General features: G+C 46.4%; 15 protein-coding genes, 1 tRNA gene and 1 pseudogene. 11 read left to right on the forward strand and 6 right to left on the reverse strand.

Annotated features, from left to right (window positions below; translation table 11 throughout):
- Nucleotides 1-144 precede the first annotated feature (144 nt).
- The 6 genes from feoB (at nt 145) to Q1Y74_RS10330 (ending at nt 5,567) form a co-directional block, all read left to right on the forward strand.
- Nucleotides 145-2,619 (forward strand): ferrous iron transport protein B, encoded by a 2,475-nt coding sequence (feoB, locus tag Q1Y74_RS10305; RefSeq protein WP_300814211.1) that lies wholly within the window; start codon nt 145-147, stop codon nt 2,617-2,619.
- A complete protein-coding gene (locus tag Q1Y74_RS10310) occupies nt 2,616-2,828 on the forward strand; it encodes a hypothetical protein (RefSeq protein WP_300814212.1) in 213 nt (70 codons plus the stop codon). The genes feoB and Q1Y74_RS10310 overlap by 4 nt, the downstream gene beginning before the upstream one ends.
- A gap of 69 nt (nt 2,829-2,897) precedes the next feature.
- Nucleotides 2,898-2,969: transfer RNA gene (locus Q1Y74_RS10315), tRNA-Cys, on the forward strand.
- A gap of 225 nt (nt 2,970-3,194) precedes the next feature.
- Entirely contained in the window at nt 3,195-3,662 is a 468-nt protein-coding gene (locus Q1Y74_RS10320; protein ID WP_300814213.1) for a nucleoside deaminase, read from the forward strand.
- A gap of 16 nt (nt 3,663-3,678) precedes the next feature.
- Nucleotides 3,679-4,578: a LysR family transcriptional regulator gene (locus Q1Y74_RS10325; RefSeq protein ID WP_300814214.1), complete on the forward strand. Its 900-nt coding sequence runs from the start codon at nt 3,679-3,681 to the stop codon at nt 4,576-4,578.
- 203 nt (nt 4,579-4,781) lie between these two features.
- Nucleotides 4,782-5,567 (forward strand): patatin-like phospholipase family protein, encoded by a 786-nt coding sequence (locus tag Q1Y74_RS10330; RefSeq protein WP_300814215.1) that lies wholly within the window; start codon nt 4,782-4,784, stop codon nt 5,565-5,567.
- Nucleotides 5,568-6,083: 516 nt separating this feature from the next.
- Here the strand turns inward: Q1Y74_RS10330 and Q1Y74_RS10335 are convergent.
- The 6 genes and pseudogenes from Q1Y74_RS10335 to rlmH all read right to left on the reverse strand — a co-directional run bounded on the left by Q1Y74_RS10335 (nt 6,084) and on the right by rlmH (nt 11,140).
- Nucleotides 6,084-7,148 (reverse strand): YeiH family protein, encoded by a 1,065-nt coding sequence (locus Q1Y74_RS10335; RefSeq protein WP_300814217.1) that lies wholly within the window; start codon nt 7,146-7,148, stop codon nt 6,084-6,086.
- A gap of 642 nt (nt 7,149-7,790) precedes the next feature.
- Nucleotides 7,791-8,728: pseudogene (locus tag Q1Y74_RS10340) on the reverse strand (transposase).
- Nucleotides 8,729-8,889: 161 nt separating this feature from the next.
- Nucleotides 8,890-9,330 (reverse strand): Hsp20/alpha crystallin family protein, encoded by a 441-nt coding sequence (locus Q1Y74_RS10345; protein ID WP_300814218.1) that lies wholly within the window; start codon nt 9,328-9,330, stop codon nt 8,890-8,892.
- Nucleotides 9,331-9,560: 230 nt separating this feature from the next.
- A complete protein-coding gene (locus tag Q1Y74_RS10350; RefSeq protein WP_300814219.1) occupies nt 9,561-10,049 on the reverse strand; it encodes a hypothetical protein in 489 nt (162 codons plus the stop codon).
- A 5-nt stretch (nt 10,050-10,054) separates the two neighbouring features.
- A complete protein-coding gene (locus Q1Y74_RS10355; RefSeq protein ID WP_300814220.1) occupies nt 10,055-10,489 on the reverse strand; it encodes a PepSY-like domain-containing protein in 435 nt (144 codons plus the stop codon).
- Between the two features lie 177 nt (nt 10,490-10,666).
- Nucleotides 10,667-11,140 (reverse strand): 23S rRNA (pseudouridine(1915)-N(3))-methyltransferase RlmH, encoded by a 474-nt coding sequence (rlmH, locus tag Q1Y74_RS10360; protein ID WP_300814221.1) that lies wholly within the window; start codon nt 11,138-11,140, stop codon nt 10,667-10,669.
- A 154-nt stretch (nt 11,141-11,294) separates the two neighbouring features.
- On the opposite strand from rlmH, the gene pheT reads away from it, so the two are divergent.
- The 5 genes from pheT (at nt 11,295) to Q1Y74_RS10385 (ending at nt 16,713) form a co-directional block, all read left to right on the forward strand.
- Nucleotides 11,295-13,757 (forward strand): phenylalanine--tRNA ligase subunit beta, encoded by a 2,463-nt coding sequence (gene pheT / locus Q1Y74_RS10365; RefSeq protein WP_300814223.1) that lies wholly within the window; start codon nt 11,295-11,297, stop codon nt 13,755-13,757.
- Nucleotides 13,758-13,805: 48 nt separating this feature from the next.
- The gene (locus Q1Y74_RS10370; RefSeq protein ID WP_300814224.1) at nt 13,806-14,546 is read left to right on the forward strand and encodes a YebC/PmpR family DNA-binding transcriptional regulator; all 741 of its coding nucleotides are present in this window, start codon (nt 13,806-13,808) and stop codon (nt 14,544-14,546) included.
- Between the two features lie 4 nt (nt 14,547-14,550).
- A complete protein-coding gene (locus Q1Y74_RS10375; protein ID WP_300814226.1) occupies nt 14,551-14,796 on the forward strand; it encodes a TIGR03905 family TSCPD domain-containing protein in 246 nt (81 codons plus the stop codon).
- A gap of 179 nt (nt 14,797-14,975) precedes the next feature.
- Nucleotides 14,976-16,238, forward strand: coding sequence for an Nramp family divalent metal transporter (locus tag Q1Y74_RS10380; protein WP_300814227.1), 1,263 nt, complete (start codon nt 14,976-14,978; stop codon nt 16,236-16,238).
- A 16-nt stretch (nt 16,239-16,254) separates the two neighbouring features.
- Complete coding sequence (locus tag Q1Y74_RS10385; RefSeq protein WP_300814228.1) at nt 16,255-16,713, forward strand: C-GCAxxG-C-C family protein; 459 nt, start codon at nt 16,255-16,257, stop codon at nt 16,711-16,713.
- Nucleotides 16,714-17,039: the final 326 nt, after the last annotated feature.

Genomic DNA, 17,039 nt, shown 5'->3' on the forward strand with positions numbered 1-17,039 from the left:
CACAGCCGCAATTCGTTATTTAAAAACAATCTAAATTATTTGCTACGTACGCAATTATCAGTTATCTTTGCGGAAAAAATTGGAAAAACGACCGCAAAACGGCTGGTCAGCAGAAAATACAGTTTATAACATAAGGTAGATATTATGCGTTTATCCGAATTGAATACCGGTGAAAAAGGAGTGATTGTCAAAGTCTTGGGGCATGGCGGTTTCCGCAAGCGAATTGTGGAAATGGGTTTTGTTAAAGGAAAGACAGTGGAAGTGCTTCTGAACGCTCCTTTGCGCGATCCTATCAAATATAAGGTAATGGGATATGAAATCTCGTTGCGCAGGCAAGAGGCCGACATGATAGAGATTGTCAGCGAACAGGAGGCCCGCGAACAGCATGTGGAGCAAGGCCGATGCGAACGCTTGAGCGAAGACATCCACCTGAGCGAAGAAGAATTGAAACGTATCGCCCTGGGAAAGCGACGCACCATCAACGTGGCTCTGGTAGGCAACCCCAATTGCGGAAAGACATCCCTTTTCAACATTGCTTCGGGACTCCACGAGCATGTGGGCAACTACAGCGGCGTCACGGTGGATGCCAAAGAGGGATTCTTTGATTTCCAGGGCTATCATTTCCGCATCGTCGACCTGCCCGGCACCTATTCGCTTTCGGCCTATTCGCCCGAAGAAATCTATGTGCGGAAACACATCATCAACGAGACCCCCGACATTATCATCAACGTGGTGGACTCCTCCAATCTGGAACGAAACCTCTACCTGACCACCCAACTGATAGACATGAACGTACGCATGGTCATTGCCCTCAACATGTTCGACGAACTGAAGGCAAGCGGCAATACACTGGACTATATCAAATTGGGCGAACTGATTGGAGTACCCATGGTGCCTACCGTCTGCCGCACAGGAACGGGCATCGACACCCTGTTTCATGTCATCATCGGCATGTATGAAGGCGGCGACTTCTTGGACAAGAAAGGCAAGATTCGTGCAGAAATATTGAACGACCTGCAAAATTGGCATAAGGAGTATGTACCCGATCACGACTATGGCAGCCACAAGGAAGAAGAGGAACACCCGCAAGGCTTCTACCGTCACATACACATAAACCACGGCCCCGAACTGGAACGTAGCATCGAAGAAGTGAAGCGTGTCATTTCTCTCAACGAAAATATCCGTCACAAGTACTCCACACGCTTCCTGGCCATCAAACTGCTGGAAAACGACAAAGAAGTGGAATCGATAGTCAAAACCTTCCCCAACAGCAACGATATTCTGCAGACCCGCGACCGCGAAGAACAGCGCCTGCGCACTGCCATCAATGAAGACAGCGAACAGGCCATCACAGATGCCAAGTACGGCTTCATCTCGGGCGCACTGAAGGAAACCTTCGTGGACAACCACTTGCAGGACAAGGAGCGCACCACCCGTGTGATAGACTCCATCGTGACCCATCGGATATGGGGATACCCTATTTTCTTCCTGTTTCTTTACATCATGTTTCAGGGCACGTTTGTCTTGGGCGACTATCCCATGCAGGGCATTGAGTGGCTGGTAGAAAAGCTGGGGGACCTGATACGCAACAACATGGCCGAAGGCCCGCTGAAAGACATGCTGGTGGACGGCATCATAGGCGGTGTGGGCGGCGTGATAGTCTTTTTGCCCAACATTCTGATTCTTTACTTCTTCATCTCCCTGATGGAAGACTCAGGTTATATGGCCCGGGCCGCTTTCATCATGGATAAGATTATGCACAAAATGGGTCTGCACGGCAAGTCATTCATCCCTCTGATTATGGGCTTCGGTTGCAACGTGCCGGCCATCATGGCTTCACGCACCATCGAAAACCGCAAGAGCCGTCTCATCACCATGCTCATCAATCCGCTGATGTCCTGTAGTGCCCGCCTGCCTATTTACCTGTTGCTGACAGGTGCCTTCTTCCCGAATAATGCCAGTCTGATACTGCTGCTCATCTATACTATCGGCATCCTGCTGGCGGTACTGATGGCGCGCGTCTTCAGCCGCTTCCTGGTGAAGGGTGACGACACACCGTTTGTCATGGAGCTGCCCCCCTATCGGATGCCGACCTCAAAATCCATCCTTCGCCATACGTGGGAAAAGGGTGCACAATATCTGCGCAAGATGGGCGGCATCATCATGGTAGCCTCCATCGTCATCTGGGCGTTGGGCTATTACCCCAACCACAAGGAATACGATACGGTGGCCGAGCAACAGGAAAATTCCTACATCGGAAAGATTGGCAAGGGCATCGAGCCGTTGATTGAGCCCCTTGGTTTTGACTGGAAACTGGGGGTAGGCATCCTCTCAGGCGTAGGCGCCAAGGAATTGGTGGTAAGTACGTTGGGCGTACTCTATGCCGATGATGCCGAAGCTGACTCTGTCAGCCTGGGCGAACGCATCCCGATAACACCGCTGGTAGCCTTCTGCTACATGGTATTTGTTCTCATTTACTTCCCCTGCATTGCCACACTGGCCGCCATCAAGGGAGAGTCCGGCAGTTGGAAGTGGAGTCTTTTTGCAGCTGTGTACACTACCATTCTGGCTTGGCTGGTCGCATTTGCCATCTATCGCATAGGGGGGCTGTTCCTATGAATTGGCAGGAATGGGCAGTTGCTTTCCTCCTCCTGCTCTGTTCGGCATACATTGTCAGATGGGGTTACTCTTTTTTCGTTCGTATGAGAAAAAAAACGAACCCCTGTGACGGATGTGCAACCAATTGTGAATTAAAGCATTTGTACGGGAAGAAGCATGCTTCATGCAGGGAAGAGCATAAAGAAACAAAGAAAAAGTGCTGCGGATAGTTGGTAATTACAAAAAATGTACTACCTTTGCATCCGCAATCGAGAAATAAAGCGTTCTTCGACAAAGTTGGTACCTTGGATGAGTGGCTTAGTCAGCGGTCTGCAAAACCGTGCACGGCGGTTCGAATCCGCCAGGTACCTCTGCATTAATTTATAGCCCTGCTGGTATCCCGGCAGGGCTTTTTTTATAAAGAGCAATAGAATTTGAGGGAGGATAGTGGGGCTGGAGGACTTCGCGTCTTTTAAGATTATTTGTTGCTTACATAATTCTTTCTATTTTCATCTGTATTCAGATGAGTTCAATTATCTTTGTGCTGTTATATGAATCAGTCGTTCTTTTATCAGAATGATTATAAACTTATATATATGAATAAAGAGGATTTAATGAAGAAAGCCATTGAGCTTTCCATTGAAAATGTGAATAATGGGGGAGGACCCTTTGGGGCAGTGATTGTCAGGAACGGTGAAATTATTGCTACGGGTACCAATCGCGTAACGGCACAGTGCGACCCTACGGCACACGCTGAAGTAAGTGCCATACGGGCAGCTGCCGCCAAGTTAGGAACCTTCAACCTGAGCGGGTGCGAAATTTATACCTCGTGCGAACCTTGTCCCATGTGTCTGGGTGCCATCTATTGGGCACGACTGGATAAAATGTACTATGCCAACAATAAAACTGACGCCAAAAACATCGGTTTCGACGATTCGTTCATCTATGACGAATTGGAACTAAAACCTTCGGAACGGCAACTTCCTTCTGAAGTACTGATGCATGAAGAGGCATTGGAGGCTTTCCGCAAGTGGATGGACAAAGTGGACAAGGTAGAGTATTGATAAAGGCCGTTGAGGTATGAATGATTTCCGTCTGAAGGTTTTTCAGTCTGTAGCCAAGAACCTGAGCTTTACCAAGGCTTCGCAAGAACTTTTTATTAGCCAGCCTGCCATCACCAAGCACATCCAGGAATTGGAAACTGCTTATCAGGCTCGTCTGTTTGACCGACAGGGAGGTAAGATTGCACTTACACAGGCTGGCAAATTGCTACTGGAACACTGCGAACGCATTTTGGAAGAGTACAAACGACTTGAATACGAGATGCACCTGCTTCACAACGAGTATACAGGTGAACTGAAGCTGGGAGCCAGTACCACCGTAGCACAATATGTACTGCCACTCCTGTTGGGCAGCTTTATCAGCAAATTTCCTCAGGTGAGCCTTTCACTGTTGAGTGGTAATACGCGAGAGGTTGAAGTGGCTTTGCAAGAGCACCGCATTGACTTGGGTCTCGTAGAAGGCGTCTGCCGCACACAAGGCTTGCGTTACACGCCCTTCTTGCGCGATGAACTGGTAACCGTAGTATATACGGGAAGTCGGTTAGACGTCCCCGAGGAGCTGACTCCAGAAGAACTGACGCGTTTTCCCCTAGTGTTACGCGAGCGAGGCTCGGGCACATTGGACGTGATAGAACAGGCTTTAGGAAATCATGGCATCAAACTCTCCGCCCTACATGTACTGATGTACCTAGGTAGTACGGAAAGTATCAAACTCTTTCTGGAGAATGCTGATTGCTTGGGTATCGTTTCTGTCCGGTCTATTTCGAAAGAATTAGCAGCTGGGACCTTCCGCATTGTGGAAATCAAGGACACGCCCATGCTCCGCGACTTCTGCTTCGTACGTCTGCAAGGTCAAGAAGAGGGACTTCCACAGGCATTCATGCAATTTGCAGCTCATCATAGCCGTAGGCTTTGTTAGAATGCTCTTATTTAACTCAAGTTTCGGTTTTACCGAAACTTGCAGGAGTTAAAGGACTTAAAAGGAGTTATCGCCCGTCTTGGACGGGCTTAGGAGTTAAAAGCCAATAGAAAAACAAACAGCTCACAATGTATCTTCTTAACTCCTTAACTACCAGAGAAATATTAAATCCGAAACTTAAGTTATTTAAATAACAGGATTAAATGGAAAAGAAACGGATTTCATTGGTGCTTTCCATGGGCGGTGCCCGTGGAATAGCCCATATAGGAGTCATTGAGGAACTGCTGGAACATCATTACGAAATTGCCTCCATCACGGGTAGCTCGATGGGCGCCATGGTAGGTGCCATGTATGCCACGGGTAAGCTGGAGGAATGCAAACAATGGATGTGCGGATGGGATAAACGGAAAATGTGGCAACTGGCTGACATCTCTCTGAGCCGTGACGGATTGGTAAGAGGCGACCGCTTTATCCGCGAGTTGAAACAGATTATCCCCGAAATACAGATTGAAGACCTACCTATTCCCTATGCGGCCTTGGCCACTGACATTGTACATGATTGTGAAGTGAAGTTTACCAGTGGCAGTCTTTTCGATGCTATCCGCGCCTCTATCTCCATCCCCATGCTTTTCCGCCCCTTTCGGCGTGGCGACCAGGTATTAGTGGACGGCGGTATCCTGAACCCTCTTCCCCTGAATCATGCCATCCGTACGGAAGGCGACATGCTGGTGGCAGTGGATGTCAACGCACCAGCCACTGAGGGAAGGCGCAAGCGTCTTACACCCTACCTGCAACTTACCAAGTCATCGCGCCTGATGATGCAACAGATTACGCGCTACCAATTGGCTGCCAATCCACCTCAGTTGCTTGTGCACATGTCGGGCGACGAATACGATATGATGGAGTTTCACCACGCCTCTGCCATTGTGGAAAGCGGGCGCTTGGCAGCACGGCGAGCACTGGAGACTATAGATGTCAAATTGCCTTGATGACTCTATATTTACTGTCACAGATGGTACAGAATAACACGGATTTTATTATTCCGCTAAAGTTTATGAAGCAATAAAGCGTTATCAATCAATAAGTTGACTTGAAATATAAAGCTCAGATACACAAGCTTTCCAAGATTTTTCATCTGTTATTCTATCAAACTTTACCTGTTGAAGTCCACCTTCAGATGAGCTGGCACCTTCATTACTGCTTTATTGCTAACAAGCTTAAGTTTCGGATTTAATATTTCTCTGGTAGTTAAGTAGTTAAGAAGTTAAGGAGTTAAGCCAATACATTGTGAGCTGTTTGTTTTTCTATTGGCTTTCTTTTAAGTCCTTTAACTCCTGCAAGTTTCGGTAAATAACTCCCCTCCTTCTGGAAGGAGGGGAGCTTCGGATACTTTTGTTTAGACACACCCCCGATACCCCCTTTAACTCCTGCAGGTTTGGCTTCGCCGATTTACAATTCGCACTTGCAAAACTTGAATTGTGGGACCTGACATCTGAAACTACAGACTATACAAAATACTTTGTAATCAAGTATCCGCCACCTACTAACCAGACGTAAAGCAGAGCGGCCAATACGAAAGGCTTGGCACCCACCTTTTTGAACTTCTCCAGACTGGTTTCAGTGCCCAAAGCTGTCATGGCCATGGTCAGCATGAAGGTATCAATGTATTCGATGGCTCCGTTCAACGGGATTTCCTTCACACTATCCACGCCGCATACATATTGCAAGAATGAGTTCAGGCAGATAACAGCAATAAATCCAAAGGCAAACCAAGGTATCGTAATCTTACCCTTTTTCTCCTGCACTCCGCTTGTTGTCTTACGGCTCCTGGCCAGAGCAAAACTCATTATCACCAGTACCGGTGCCAGCAGCATGACGCGTATCATCTTCGTAATGGTGGCTGTACCCGCTATGCCTAAGGCATCCGTAGGATCCATAGCGTTACCTGCTCCGGCCACGTGTGCTACCTCATGCAACGTACTGCCCGTGTAGATAGCCACCTGTGTATCCGTCAGTCCACTCAGCAGTCCCGTGCGGTAGAGAATTGGGTAAAGGAACATGGATAAGGTGCCAAAGACTACTACTGTAGACACTGCGATGGCTGTTTTGTGACTCTCACACTTTACTACGGGCTCGGCTCCCAGCACAGCCGCAGCACCACAAATGGCACTGCCTGTAGAAGTCATCAGTGCCGTATCGGCATCAATCTTAAGCAAACGTCCCAGCCAGATGCCCAGAAAAATGGTACCTGCCACAATGATGGCATCTACTGCTATCGCCGGAAGTCCCACAGCTGCGACCTGTGTCAGCGTCAAACGGAATCCGTAAAGGATGATACCCCAACGCAAAATGCGTTTGCTGCAGAACTTGATACCCGGTACCCAACGCCACGGCAGGCGGTTACGCAAGCTGTTGGCATAAAGCATACCCAAGACGATACCCACAATCAACGGGCTGAACGAGAGTTGTTTCACTACGGGAATGTCCGCAATGTAGAAAGCTGCGAACGAGAATAGCATAATCAAAAGAATACCATGTAAGGTATTAGCCCTGTTTCCTTTGTCTAACATATTTTTTCTTTTTTATCGTTATTTCTGCCTGCAAAAGTACGCATTCCCGTTCAATCTTCACCATCGTTTTTTATTATGGTGTATAACCTGTTGTTAAGTCGCTGGCCTGTCGAGCGGAGTATAAATCAGGATAGTTTCGCAAGTCGGTAACTTACAGAAGTTAAAGAAGTTGAAATAAATTATCCTCCACCAGGGCGTGCTTTGAAGTTAAAGCCGATTGCTTAATTGTATTGTTGGTGTCATTTCTATATAGGTGCTAGCTAAACTGCTTAACTACAACTTATTAATAAACTTGAGAGCTTGAGTAAATTTGTATTTTATTTAAGAATATAAAAAAAGGTTGATTGTGTCTAAACGTGACTCTATTTTGCTAAATGGGTTAAAATTTAGTAATATGATCTCGGATTTGAATATGGTATAAGTATTTTGTTTGTCGTATTTCCTATTCATAAAAACTTTATTTTGTGAGATATGTATTTTTGTTTCACATTAATACAAAAAGAGATTTAAAATAAACTTGAGATGGCCTCTTTTGTTTCATCTCAAATTAAAGTCATTTGTATTTTTCTCAAAAGAGGGGTTTATAAACTTACTTTTGAAGATTTCCTCCTTTCAAACTGTTTTTTTCGTTGCCATAAGCCCCTAAGAGGCTACTTTTGTAAGATTATGTGCAATGGCCAGCAGTCCGAACTCAATTTCAACCTTCTTAAGTCCACGAAGATGGAACCTCTTGAAGTGTTTGTTGTTCTTGAGGTTTCCAAATACGGCTTCCACATCCTGTGGCCGCTGACTGCGATATTTCAGACCTTCATCAGAGAGTAGCTTTTTCACGTTTTCTTTCCTTGATTTTCCTCAGACGGTGGTTTATCTGTACAATCCTTTCCGACCGGCTTCTGTGGCACCGGCATCTTAGCGGGCATTCCTTACAGTAACGTGCCCTGTATCTTGATTTAGGGCATCATCTATCTGCCCGAGTGCCTTTTCCACTTTCTCCGGGGTGATTTCCTGATAGGTGAGGGAAGCGGAATCACGCAGTTCCTGCTTGGTGACGGACTCGGCGTACTGTCATATCTCTTCAAGCTGTTCCGCGATTCTGGATATGCGGGTATGTATGGACTTGCCCCAGACGAACGTGTAACGGTTGGCGTTCGCCTCTATCTTCGTCCCGTCGGTACAGGCCACATCCAGACTTACAAAACCTTCCGACACAAGGAACTTTACAATAGTAGCGAAAACTATCTTCAGTACATCCTTCAGCCGGCTGCTGCGGAAACGGTTGATGGTGTTATGGTCAGGAGTCACATTTTCTGTAATCCACATGAAGCGGATGTCATTGCGACAGAACTCTTCTATGCGACGGCTGGAATAAATATTACGCAGATAAGTATAGACAAGAATCTGAAGCATCATGCGCGGATGGTACGCAGAACAGCCTTTAGGAGAATACTTGCGGTAAAGTTCTTCAAGGTTTATCCGTTCAATGATACGGTGAACAACCCGGACCGGATCGTTCAGGGGAATAAAATCGCCTAAACACGGATGAAAAGCAGATTATCGTTGGATGTGTAACTTTTAAACATTATCTTTGGGATATCTTGACTTGATTCCCTAAGATACAAAAAATAGGGAGACGGGCAAGTTCTGGCTGAGCGAAGTTAGGACTTGCCCGATTTTTTGCAGACACAAAAAAGGCTGTCTCAATCTGAGACAGCCTCTCATTCCTTTATTACTTTTCAATGTGTTATTTCACATCGATGAATTTTTTGGCCTTTTCCTTTTCCTGTTCTGTGAATTTTGGCAATTCGATGTTCAGCACACCGTTTTCTACATGGGCGGAAATCTTTTCCTTATCCACGTCATCGGGGAGAATCATGGTCTGCTGGAACTTGGTGTATGAGAATTCGCGGCGCAGGTAGCGACCTTCCTTCTTGTCCTCTTTGTTCTCTTCGTTGTTCTCAGTTTTCTTCTCCATGCTGATGACCAAGTTGTTGTCTTCGTCAATGTGGACGTTGAAATCTTCTTTGGTCATACCCGGTGCGGCCAATTCTATTTTATATTCCTTTTCCGTTTCAAATACGTTGATGGCAGGAGCAGTTGCATTAGCCTTTACCATCCAGTCGTTATCAAAAAAGTCATTAAAAATACTTGGTAACCAGTTTTGGTTTCTTCTTGTAGGCATCATAGTTATAATCTCCTATTTTAAAAAGTTAAACATTCATTTTTCTTTTGAACTCCGATTCAATCATCCGGTTCTTGTTGTACCGTTTCTCAAACCGTCGTTCACATAGGAGATTGCAAACTGTGTGCCAACGTGCCAAAGGCTGATTCCTTGACGATTTGTCAGTAGTTGCCTGACAATATTGTCTGTTTAATGACAATTTGCTTACTATTTTATTTAAAATTGAAGGATTTTCATAATAGTTTAAAACGAATTCTCCATCGGTGGGCGGATTCATCCCAATCATGGCTGATGATTTTGAAAGTGCCGATTTCGGAGGTGTTGGTCACGTGGGTTCCTATGCAAAGACAGGAGTCATAGTCGCCCACATTAACTACTCTCACCGTTTCAGAGGCGTTGTCGGGCAAACGTTTTAGGTCAAACCTGCCTTGTGCCTCAGTTTGCGATATAAACTCAGTGGTAACAGGCAGATGTCTGGCTATGATTTCGTTCACGTTTTTTTCCAGTTGTTTCACTTCTTCTTCGGTAGGACATGCGGGCAATTCATAATCCAGCTTGCTTTTCTTCCGTTCAATGTGAGCCGATACCGACCGCCCACACCCGAACAAACGTATCATGGTTTGGTTTATGATATGTTCGCAGGTGTGCATGGGCGGATATTCCTGTTTGTTATGTTCGTTGAGCAGGTGTGCCACCTGCTCACTTTTTTCTTCTTGGATCATCGTTTTTAGTTGTCTATATCAATTACCCGCATTTGGGAGTCAAATTTGATTTCCCAGCGGTTGGACAGCTTGATTTCATATTCTTTTTTATCACGTTCTATTTCCAGAATTTTGGCATCCGGATAATTGGTTTTCACATAGCTGCTGATGGCTCCGGGTACGATGGGAGAGGGCACTTCGCTCTGCCGGCATTGCACTTCGGTCCATTCACCATCTTTGTCAAACTCCAGCTTTTCGCCATTGGTGAAGATCACGTCGTAGCTCTTGTAAAACAGTTCAGATTCTTGTTTGGCCATTGCCACCTTACTGTTTTTGAAGTAAGTGGAAATGAAAGTCTGTGCCTTGGCTGGAAGTTGGTTCACTTGGATGGGTTTGTCGTTGTCAGCCATGGCCATTGATGCTGTAAATACACATACGAGTAATAAAATTAACTTTTTCATAATTCTGATGTTTTTTTAAGGGTTAATGTTGTTTTGATTCATTGTTTATGCTGCAAAGATAGAAACGGAATTTGGAAAGAAACTGGAAAAATGTGATAATGTGCTAATGAAATGGACAAATGGAATAATGGGATTTTTCATTTTCAATTTTCCACCTATCACTTATAATTCTTCACTCTATTCATGGTGATAAGGCCCGTTGTTCAGGATGGTCATTGCGCGGTACAGTTGCTCCACAAAGATGAGTCGCACCATTTGGTGCGAGAAAGTCATGCGAGACAAGGAAATTTTCTCTTGAGCTGCTTCGTATACTTTGGGCGAGAAGCCGTATGGGCCACCCACGACGAAGACCAATCGTTTACTCACAGTGTTCATCTTGCGTTTCATGTAGTCGGCAAACTCAATGGAACGCATTTCCTTTCCTCCTTCGTCCAGTAGCACAACCACATCGCCTGGCTGCAGAGCTTTCAGTATCAGTTCTCCTTCTTTTTCTTTCTGCACTTCTAACGAAAGACTCTTGGTGTTTTTCAATTCGGGGATAACCTCCAAATCGAATGTAAGATAACGTTTCGTGCGTTGCACATAGTCATTGATGGCTGTTACAAAGTGCGGTTCCACAGTCCTGCCTACAACGAGCAAAGTTGTTTTCATGGGCGATTCTATTGTTATTGTTGTACATTACTGGTAAAATTCCGCTGCAAAAATAATCTTTTTTGGCGTATTTCTTACCGCTCATTCTCTGCCAACCAAAATTTCTTATTAACTTTGCGGGTCACTTTTGGAAACAATAAAACCATAATATAATATGAATATCTCTTATAATTGGCTGAAAGAGTATGTCGATTTCGATTTGACGCCTGACGAAGTCGCCGCTGCCCTTACGTCCATCGGACTGGAGACGGGAAGTGTGGAAGAGGTGCAGAGCATCAAAGGTGGACTGGAAGGGCTGGTTATCGGCGAGGTGCTGACTTGTGAACCTCATCCCAATTCTGACCACATGCATGTCACTACGGTCAACTTGGGGCAGGGAGAACCTGTTCAGATTGTTTGTGGAGCACCGAATGTGGCTGCCGGACAAAAGGTGGTGGTGGCTACACTGGGTACAAAACTTTACGACGGTGACGAGTGCTTCGTTATCAAGAAATCCAAACTTCGCGGTGTGGAATCCAACGGAATGATCTGTGCTGAAGATGAAATAGGCATCGGTACAGACCATGCTGGTATCATCGTACTGCCCGAATCGGCTGTACCGGGTACACTTGCAAAAGATTATTATAACATTAAGAGCGACTATGTGCTGGAAGTGGACATTACTCCCAACCGTGCCGATGCCTGCTCGCATTATGGCGTAGCCCGCGACCTGTATGCCTATCTGTTGCAGAATGGCAAGCAGGCCGAACTGAAAAAGCCTTCGGTAGACGCTTTTACTGTAGAGAACAACGATTTGGACATCCGGGTGACGGTGGAGAATGGAGAGGCCTGTCCGCGTTATGCCGGAGTAACCGTTAAAGGAGTAACCGTTAAGGAAAGTCCAGAGTGGTTGCAAAACAAGCTTCGCATCATCGGCCTACGGCCCATTAACAATGTGGTGGATATTACAAATTACATTGTCCACGCCTTTGGCCAACCTTTGCACTGCTTTGATGCCGACAAAATCAAGGGAGGTGAAGTGATTGTGAAGACTATGCCGGAAGGCACTCCGTTTGTGACCTTGGACGGTGTGGAGCGTAAGTTGAACGAACGTGATCTGATGATTTGCAACAAGGAAGAGGCCATGTGTATCGGTGGCGTCTTTGGTGGTTTGGATTCGGGATCGACCGAAGCCACTAAAAACGTATTCCTGGAGAGTGCTTATTTCCATCCGACGTGGATACGGAAGACGGCTCGCCGTCACGGATTGAGTACGGACGCTTCTTTCCGTTTCGAGAGAGGAGTTGACCCCAACAATACTCTTTATTGCCTGAAGCTTGCAGCGCTGATGGTTAAGGAACTGGCGGGCGGAACCATTTCTTCGGAGATAAAGGACGTATGTGCAGCTCCTTTCCCTGATTTCCGGGTGGAGCTTCCATACGAGAAGGTACATTCACTGATAGGTAAGGAAATTCCTGTAGATACGATTAAGAGTATTGTACGGAGTCTTGAAATGAAGATTGTGGACGAGACGGCCTTAGGGTTGACTTTGGACGTACCTCCCTATCGGGTGGATGTGCAGCGCGACTGTGATGTGATAGAAGATATCCTTCGTATCTATGGATATAATAATGTAGAGATTCCTACGACCCTGAAGTCCAGTCTCACGACTAAGGGTGAGCATGACAAGTCCAATAAATTACAAAATCTGATTTCAGAGCAGTTAGTGGGTTGTGGTTTCAATGAGATTCTGAACAATTCGCTTACTCGCGGTGCTTACTATGACGGTTTGAAGTCTTATCCGGCAGAAAATCTGGTGATGCTGATGAATCCGTTGAGTGCCGACCTGAACGCCATGCGTCAGACGTTGTTGTTCGGAGGACTGGAAAGCATTTCTCATAATACCAATCGCAAGAACGCTGACCTGAAATTCTTTGAATTCGGCAATTGTTATTATTATAACGCTGAAAAGAAGAATCCCGAGAAGGCTCTGGCACCTTATTCCGAAGACTATCACCTTGGATTGTGGGTAACGGGAAAGAAAGTTTCCAATTCGTGGGTTCATCCTGACGAAAACAGTTCAGTTTATGAACTGAAGGCGTATGTAGAGAATATTTTTGTCCGCTTGGGGCTTTCCATGCACAACTTGGTGGTGGGCAATCTGAGTGATGACATGTTTGCAGCAGCTCTGACAATCCAGACAAGAGGTGGTAAGCGCTTGGCTGTGTTGGGTGTGGTGACACGCAAACTATTGAAAGCATTTGATATCGACAATGAAGTTTACTTTGCCGACCTGAATTGGGATGAACTGCTGAAGGCTGCCCGTAACGTGAAGGTTTCCTATACGGAAATCTCCAAGTTCCCCGCCGTGAAGCGCGACCTGGCCCTCTTGCTCGACAAGAAAGTACAGTTTGCCGAAATCGAGAAGATTGCTTACGAAACCGAGAAGAAACTGTTGAAGGATGTTTCCCTATTCGATGTCTACGAAGGTAAGAATCTGGAAGCTGGAAAGAAAAGCTATGCGGTCAGCTTCGTGTTGCAGGATGAGAATGCCACCCTCAACGACAAGCAGATTGACAAGATAATGTCTAAGCTGGTAGCCAATCTGGAAAACAAGCTCGGAGCCAAGCTGAGATAAGTAAGATAGATAACGAACAAAATGTTTAATATTTAAAATATAGTTCCAATGGGAAGAGCGTTTGAATATAGAAAAGCAACCAAATTGAAAAGATGGGGCCACATGGCCAAAACCTTTACACGTCTGGGCAAGCAGATTGCTATTGCTGTCAAAGCGGGCGGTCCTGAGCCTGAAAACAACCCGGCACTGCGTTCGGTCATTGCGACCTGCAAGCGCGAGAACATGCCGAAGGACAACATTGAGCGTGCCATCAAGAACGCAATGGGCAAGGACCAGAGCGACTATAAAGGTATGACTTACGAAGGCTACGGCCCTCATGGCATTGCAGTGTTTGTCGATACACTGACAGACAATCCGACTCGTACCGTAGCAGATGTTCGTTCGGTTTTCAATAAATTTGGCGGTAACTTGGGTACCATGGGCTCATTGGCTTTCTTATTTGACCACAAGTGTGTGTTCACTTTCAAGAAGAAGGATGGCATAGACATGGAGGAACTGATTCTCGACCTGATAGACTACAACGTAGAGGATGAGTTTGATGAGGATCCTGAAGAAGGTACCATCACCATCTATGGCGATCCGAAAAGTTATGCAGCCATCCAGAAGCATCTGGAAGAATGTGGCTTCGAGGATGTCGGCGGTGATTTTACTTACATTCCCAATGATTTGAAGGATGTAACTCCCGAACAGCGTGAGACTCTCGACAAGATGATTGAGCGTTTGGAGGAATTCGATGACGTTCAGACTGTTTATACGAACATGAAGCCTGAAGAAGGCGAAGACGAATAAAGAGATGACCTATACTTATAAGACTTCTGGCACCTGTAGCAGCAACATAGAGCTTGAGGTGGAAGACGACATTGTGAAGGAAGTCTCTTTTTGGGGAGGATGTAACGGAAACTTGCAAGGCATTTCACGTTTGGTGAAGGGGATGCCCGTACAGGCGGTCATCGAGCGTCTGGAAGGAGTGCGTTGCGGAGGCCGCCCCACATCTTGTCCCGACCAGCTCTGCAAGGCATTGCACGAGATGGGTTTTTGAACTCTGCCTGCCTTTCTTCAGCTTGTTTTACAGCGTTTGAAGAGAGTCGGTGTTCAGACTGACAGAATCGTTTTGATATATTTCGGTACGCTTCCCGTTCCTTTTTGGGACGGAAAGTGTACCGTTTTGTTTTTTATTCGTATTTTTACGCCTCAATTTTAATTATGGGAGGAGTAGTGATGAAGAACATTTTAAAAGACCTCAAGCGGAGAGACCATAAGCGTTATCTGGGTGGACTCGATGTCTTCAAGTATATCGGGCCGGGCATGTTGGTGACGGTAGGCTTCATCGATCCAGGAAACTGGGCATCCAACTTTGCGGCTGGTTCTGAGTTCGGTTATGCCTTGTTGTGGGTGGTGACGCTTTCCACCGTGATGCTCATTATTCTGCAGCACAACGTGGCTCACTTGGGCATTGTAACTGGTCTTTGCCTGTCCGAGGCGGCCACCAAGTATGCGCCTGCATGGGTGGCAAAGCCTGTATTGCTTACGGCGGTGCTGGCCTCCATTTCTACTTCGTTGGCCGAGATTTTGGGAGGTGCCATCGCTTTGCAGATGTTGTTCGGTATTCCCATTGTGTGGGGAGCTTTACTTACCACGCTCTTTGTGCTTGTCATGCTCTTTACCAATTCTTATAAGAAGATAGAGCGGGCCATCATAGCTTTTGTCTCCATCATCGGACTTTCCTTCATCTACGAACTTTTTCTGGTGAAGATAGGCTGGCCTCAGGCTACTGTGTCATGGGTTACACCTTCATTTCCCGAAGGCAGTATGCTCATTGTGATGAGTGTGTTGGGAGCTGTGGTGATGCCGCACAATCTTTTCCTCCATTCCGAGGTGATACAAAGTCACGAGTACAATAAGCAGGATGATACTTCCATCCGCCGTGTGCTGAAGTACGAACTCTTCGATACGTTGTTCTCCATGATTGTGGGCTGGGCCATCAATAGTGCCATGATTCTGCTGGCAGCTGCTACCTTCTTCAAGAGCGGTGTGCCGGTTGAGGAATTGCAGCAGGCCAAGTCGCTCCTCGAACCTCTGCTTGGCAACAATGCCGCTGTAATCTTTGCACTGGCTTTGTTCATGGCGGGCATATCGTCTACCATCACTAGTGGGATGGCTGCAGGTTCCATCTTTGCCGGCATGTTTGGTGAGTCCTACCACATCAAGGACACTCACTCGCAGGTAGGTGTCGTACTCTCATTGGGAGTGGCACTGCTGTTGATCTTCTTCATCGGTGATCCTTTCAAGGGACTGATTATTTCACAGATGGTACTGAGCATCCAGCTTCCTTTTACCGTATTTCTCCAAGTGGGTTTAACTTCCTCACCGCGGGTGATGGGAAAGTATGCCAACAGCCGCTGGAGCGCCGGAGTGCTCTATTTCATCGCCTCTGTGGTGACGGTGCTCAACATCATGCTGATTGTTTCTGAGATTTTCTAAACTACTATTAAGATATATGGAAGACAACGAAAAACGGATAGAGAAGGCTGTTGCACTTTTCAAGAGTGGTTTTAATTGTGCTCAGTCGGTAGTGGCTGCTTTTGCCGACAGATATGGTTTTACTGAAGAGCAGGCCTTGCACATGGCAGCTTCGTTTGGTGGAGGTATCGGGCGGATGCGTATGACGTGTGGTGCCGCTTGTGGCCTATTCATGTTGGCTGGGCTGGAGAAGTGTGCAGTCGAGGGTAAGGATCGCGAGAGTAAGGCAGCAAATTATGCGCTGGTGCAACAGCTGGCCGAAGAGTTCAAACGTCGCAACGGTTCATTGACGTGTGCCGAGTTGTTGGGGCTGAAGTCCCCGGAGGGTAGTAGCGTCCCTGAAGAGCGTACGGCACAGTATTATGCCAAACGTCCTTGTGTCCGCATGGTAGAGGAGGCAGCCCGTATTTGGGTGAAACATTTGGAGGAAGAATGACTTTTTTCAATCGTTTTATTCCTCACTTATAATTCTCGTTTTTATCGTTAGGAGTTGCTCTTATTGGTTACGTTGACCCGCATTTGCCTGCTGTACAAGAAAGAGTCGTTATGGACCGAATTCCAGCGCGTATGCGCCGGACGAACCCCAAATGCCTCGGCCGAATCGTTCAACGCCAAGGTAAAAGCTTTCCGGACACAGTTCCGAGGTGTGGGAGACATCAAGTTCTTTAGGGATATTCAGTAAATGTCCCTACAAAGTAAGATGGCATATAAAGTCGATAGAGTATAATCACTTTATATGCCATTATTATTGTCCTTTTTCCG

The organism is uncultured Bacteroides sp. (genome assembly GCF_949298305.1).
GTDB lineage: Bacteria > Bacteroidota > Bacteroidia > Bacteroidales > Bacteroidaceae > Bacteroides.

Excerpts from the sequence above, each read along its gene's own strand:
- rlmH (WP_300814221.1), bottom strand. The coding sequence starts at position 11,140 with ATGAAAACAACTTTGCTCGTTGTAGGCAGGACTGTGGAACCGCACTTT.
- feoB (WP_300814211.1), top strand. The coding sequence starts at position 145 with ATGCGTTTATCCGAATTGAATACCGGTGAAAAAGGAGTGATTGTCAAA.
- Q1Y74_RS10385 (WP_300814228.1), top strand. The coding sequence starts at position 16,255 with ATGGAAGACAACGAAAAACGGATAGAGAAGGCTGTTGCACTTTTCAAG.
- Q1Y74_RS10350 (WP_300814219.1), bottom strand. The coding sequence starts at position 10,049 with ATGATCCAAGAAGAAAAAAGTGAGCAGGTGGCACACCTGCTCAACGAA.
- Q1Y74_RS10370 (WP_300814224.1), top strand. The coding sequence starts at position 13,806 with ATGGGAAGAGCGTTTGAATATAGAAAAGCAACCAAATTGAAAAGATGG.
- pheT (WP_300814223.1), top strand. The coding sequence starts at position 11,295 with ATGAATATCTCTTATAATTGGCTGAAAGAGTATGTCGATTTCGATTTG.
- Q1Y74_RS10355 (WP_300814220.1), bottom strand. The coding sequence starts at position 10,489 with ATGAAAAAGTTAATTTTATTACTCGTATGTGTATTTACAGCATCAATG.
- Q1Y74_RS10310 (WP_300814212.1), top strand. The coding sequence starts at position 2,616 with ATGAATTGGCAGGAATGGGCAGTTGCTTTCCTCCTCCTGCTCTGTTCG.
- Q1Y74_RS10375 (WP_300814226.1), top strand. The coding sequence starts at position 14,551 with ATGACCTATACTTATAAGACTTCTGGCACCTGTAGCAGCAACATAGAG.
- Q1Y74_RS10380 (WP_300814227.1), top strand. The coding sequence starts at position 14,976 with ATGAAGAACATTTTAAAAGACCTCAAGCGGAGAGACCATAAGCGTTAT.
- Q1Y74_RS10335 (WP_300814217.1), bottom strand. The coding sequence starts at position 7,148 with ATGTTAGACAAAGGAAACAGGGCTAATACCTTACATGGTATTCTTTTG.
- Q1Y74_RS10330 (WP_300814215.1), top strand. The coding sequence starts at position 4,782 with ATGGAAAAGAAACGGATTTCATTGGTGCTTTCCATGGGCGGTGCCCGT.
- Q1Y74_RS10320 (WP_300814213.1), top strand. The coding sequence starts at position 3,195 with ATGAATAAAGAGGATTTAATGAAGAAAGCCATTGAGCTTTCCATTGAA.
- Q1Y74_RS10345 (WP_300814218.1), bottom strand. The coding sequence starts at position 9,330 with ATGATGCCTACAAGAAGAAACCAAAACTGGTTACCAAGTATTTTTAAT.
- Q1Y74_RS10325 (WP_300814214.1), top strand. The coding sequence starts at position 3,679 with ATGAATGATTTCCGTCTGAAGGTTTTTCAGTCTGTAGCCAAGAACCTG.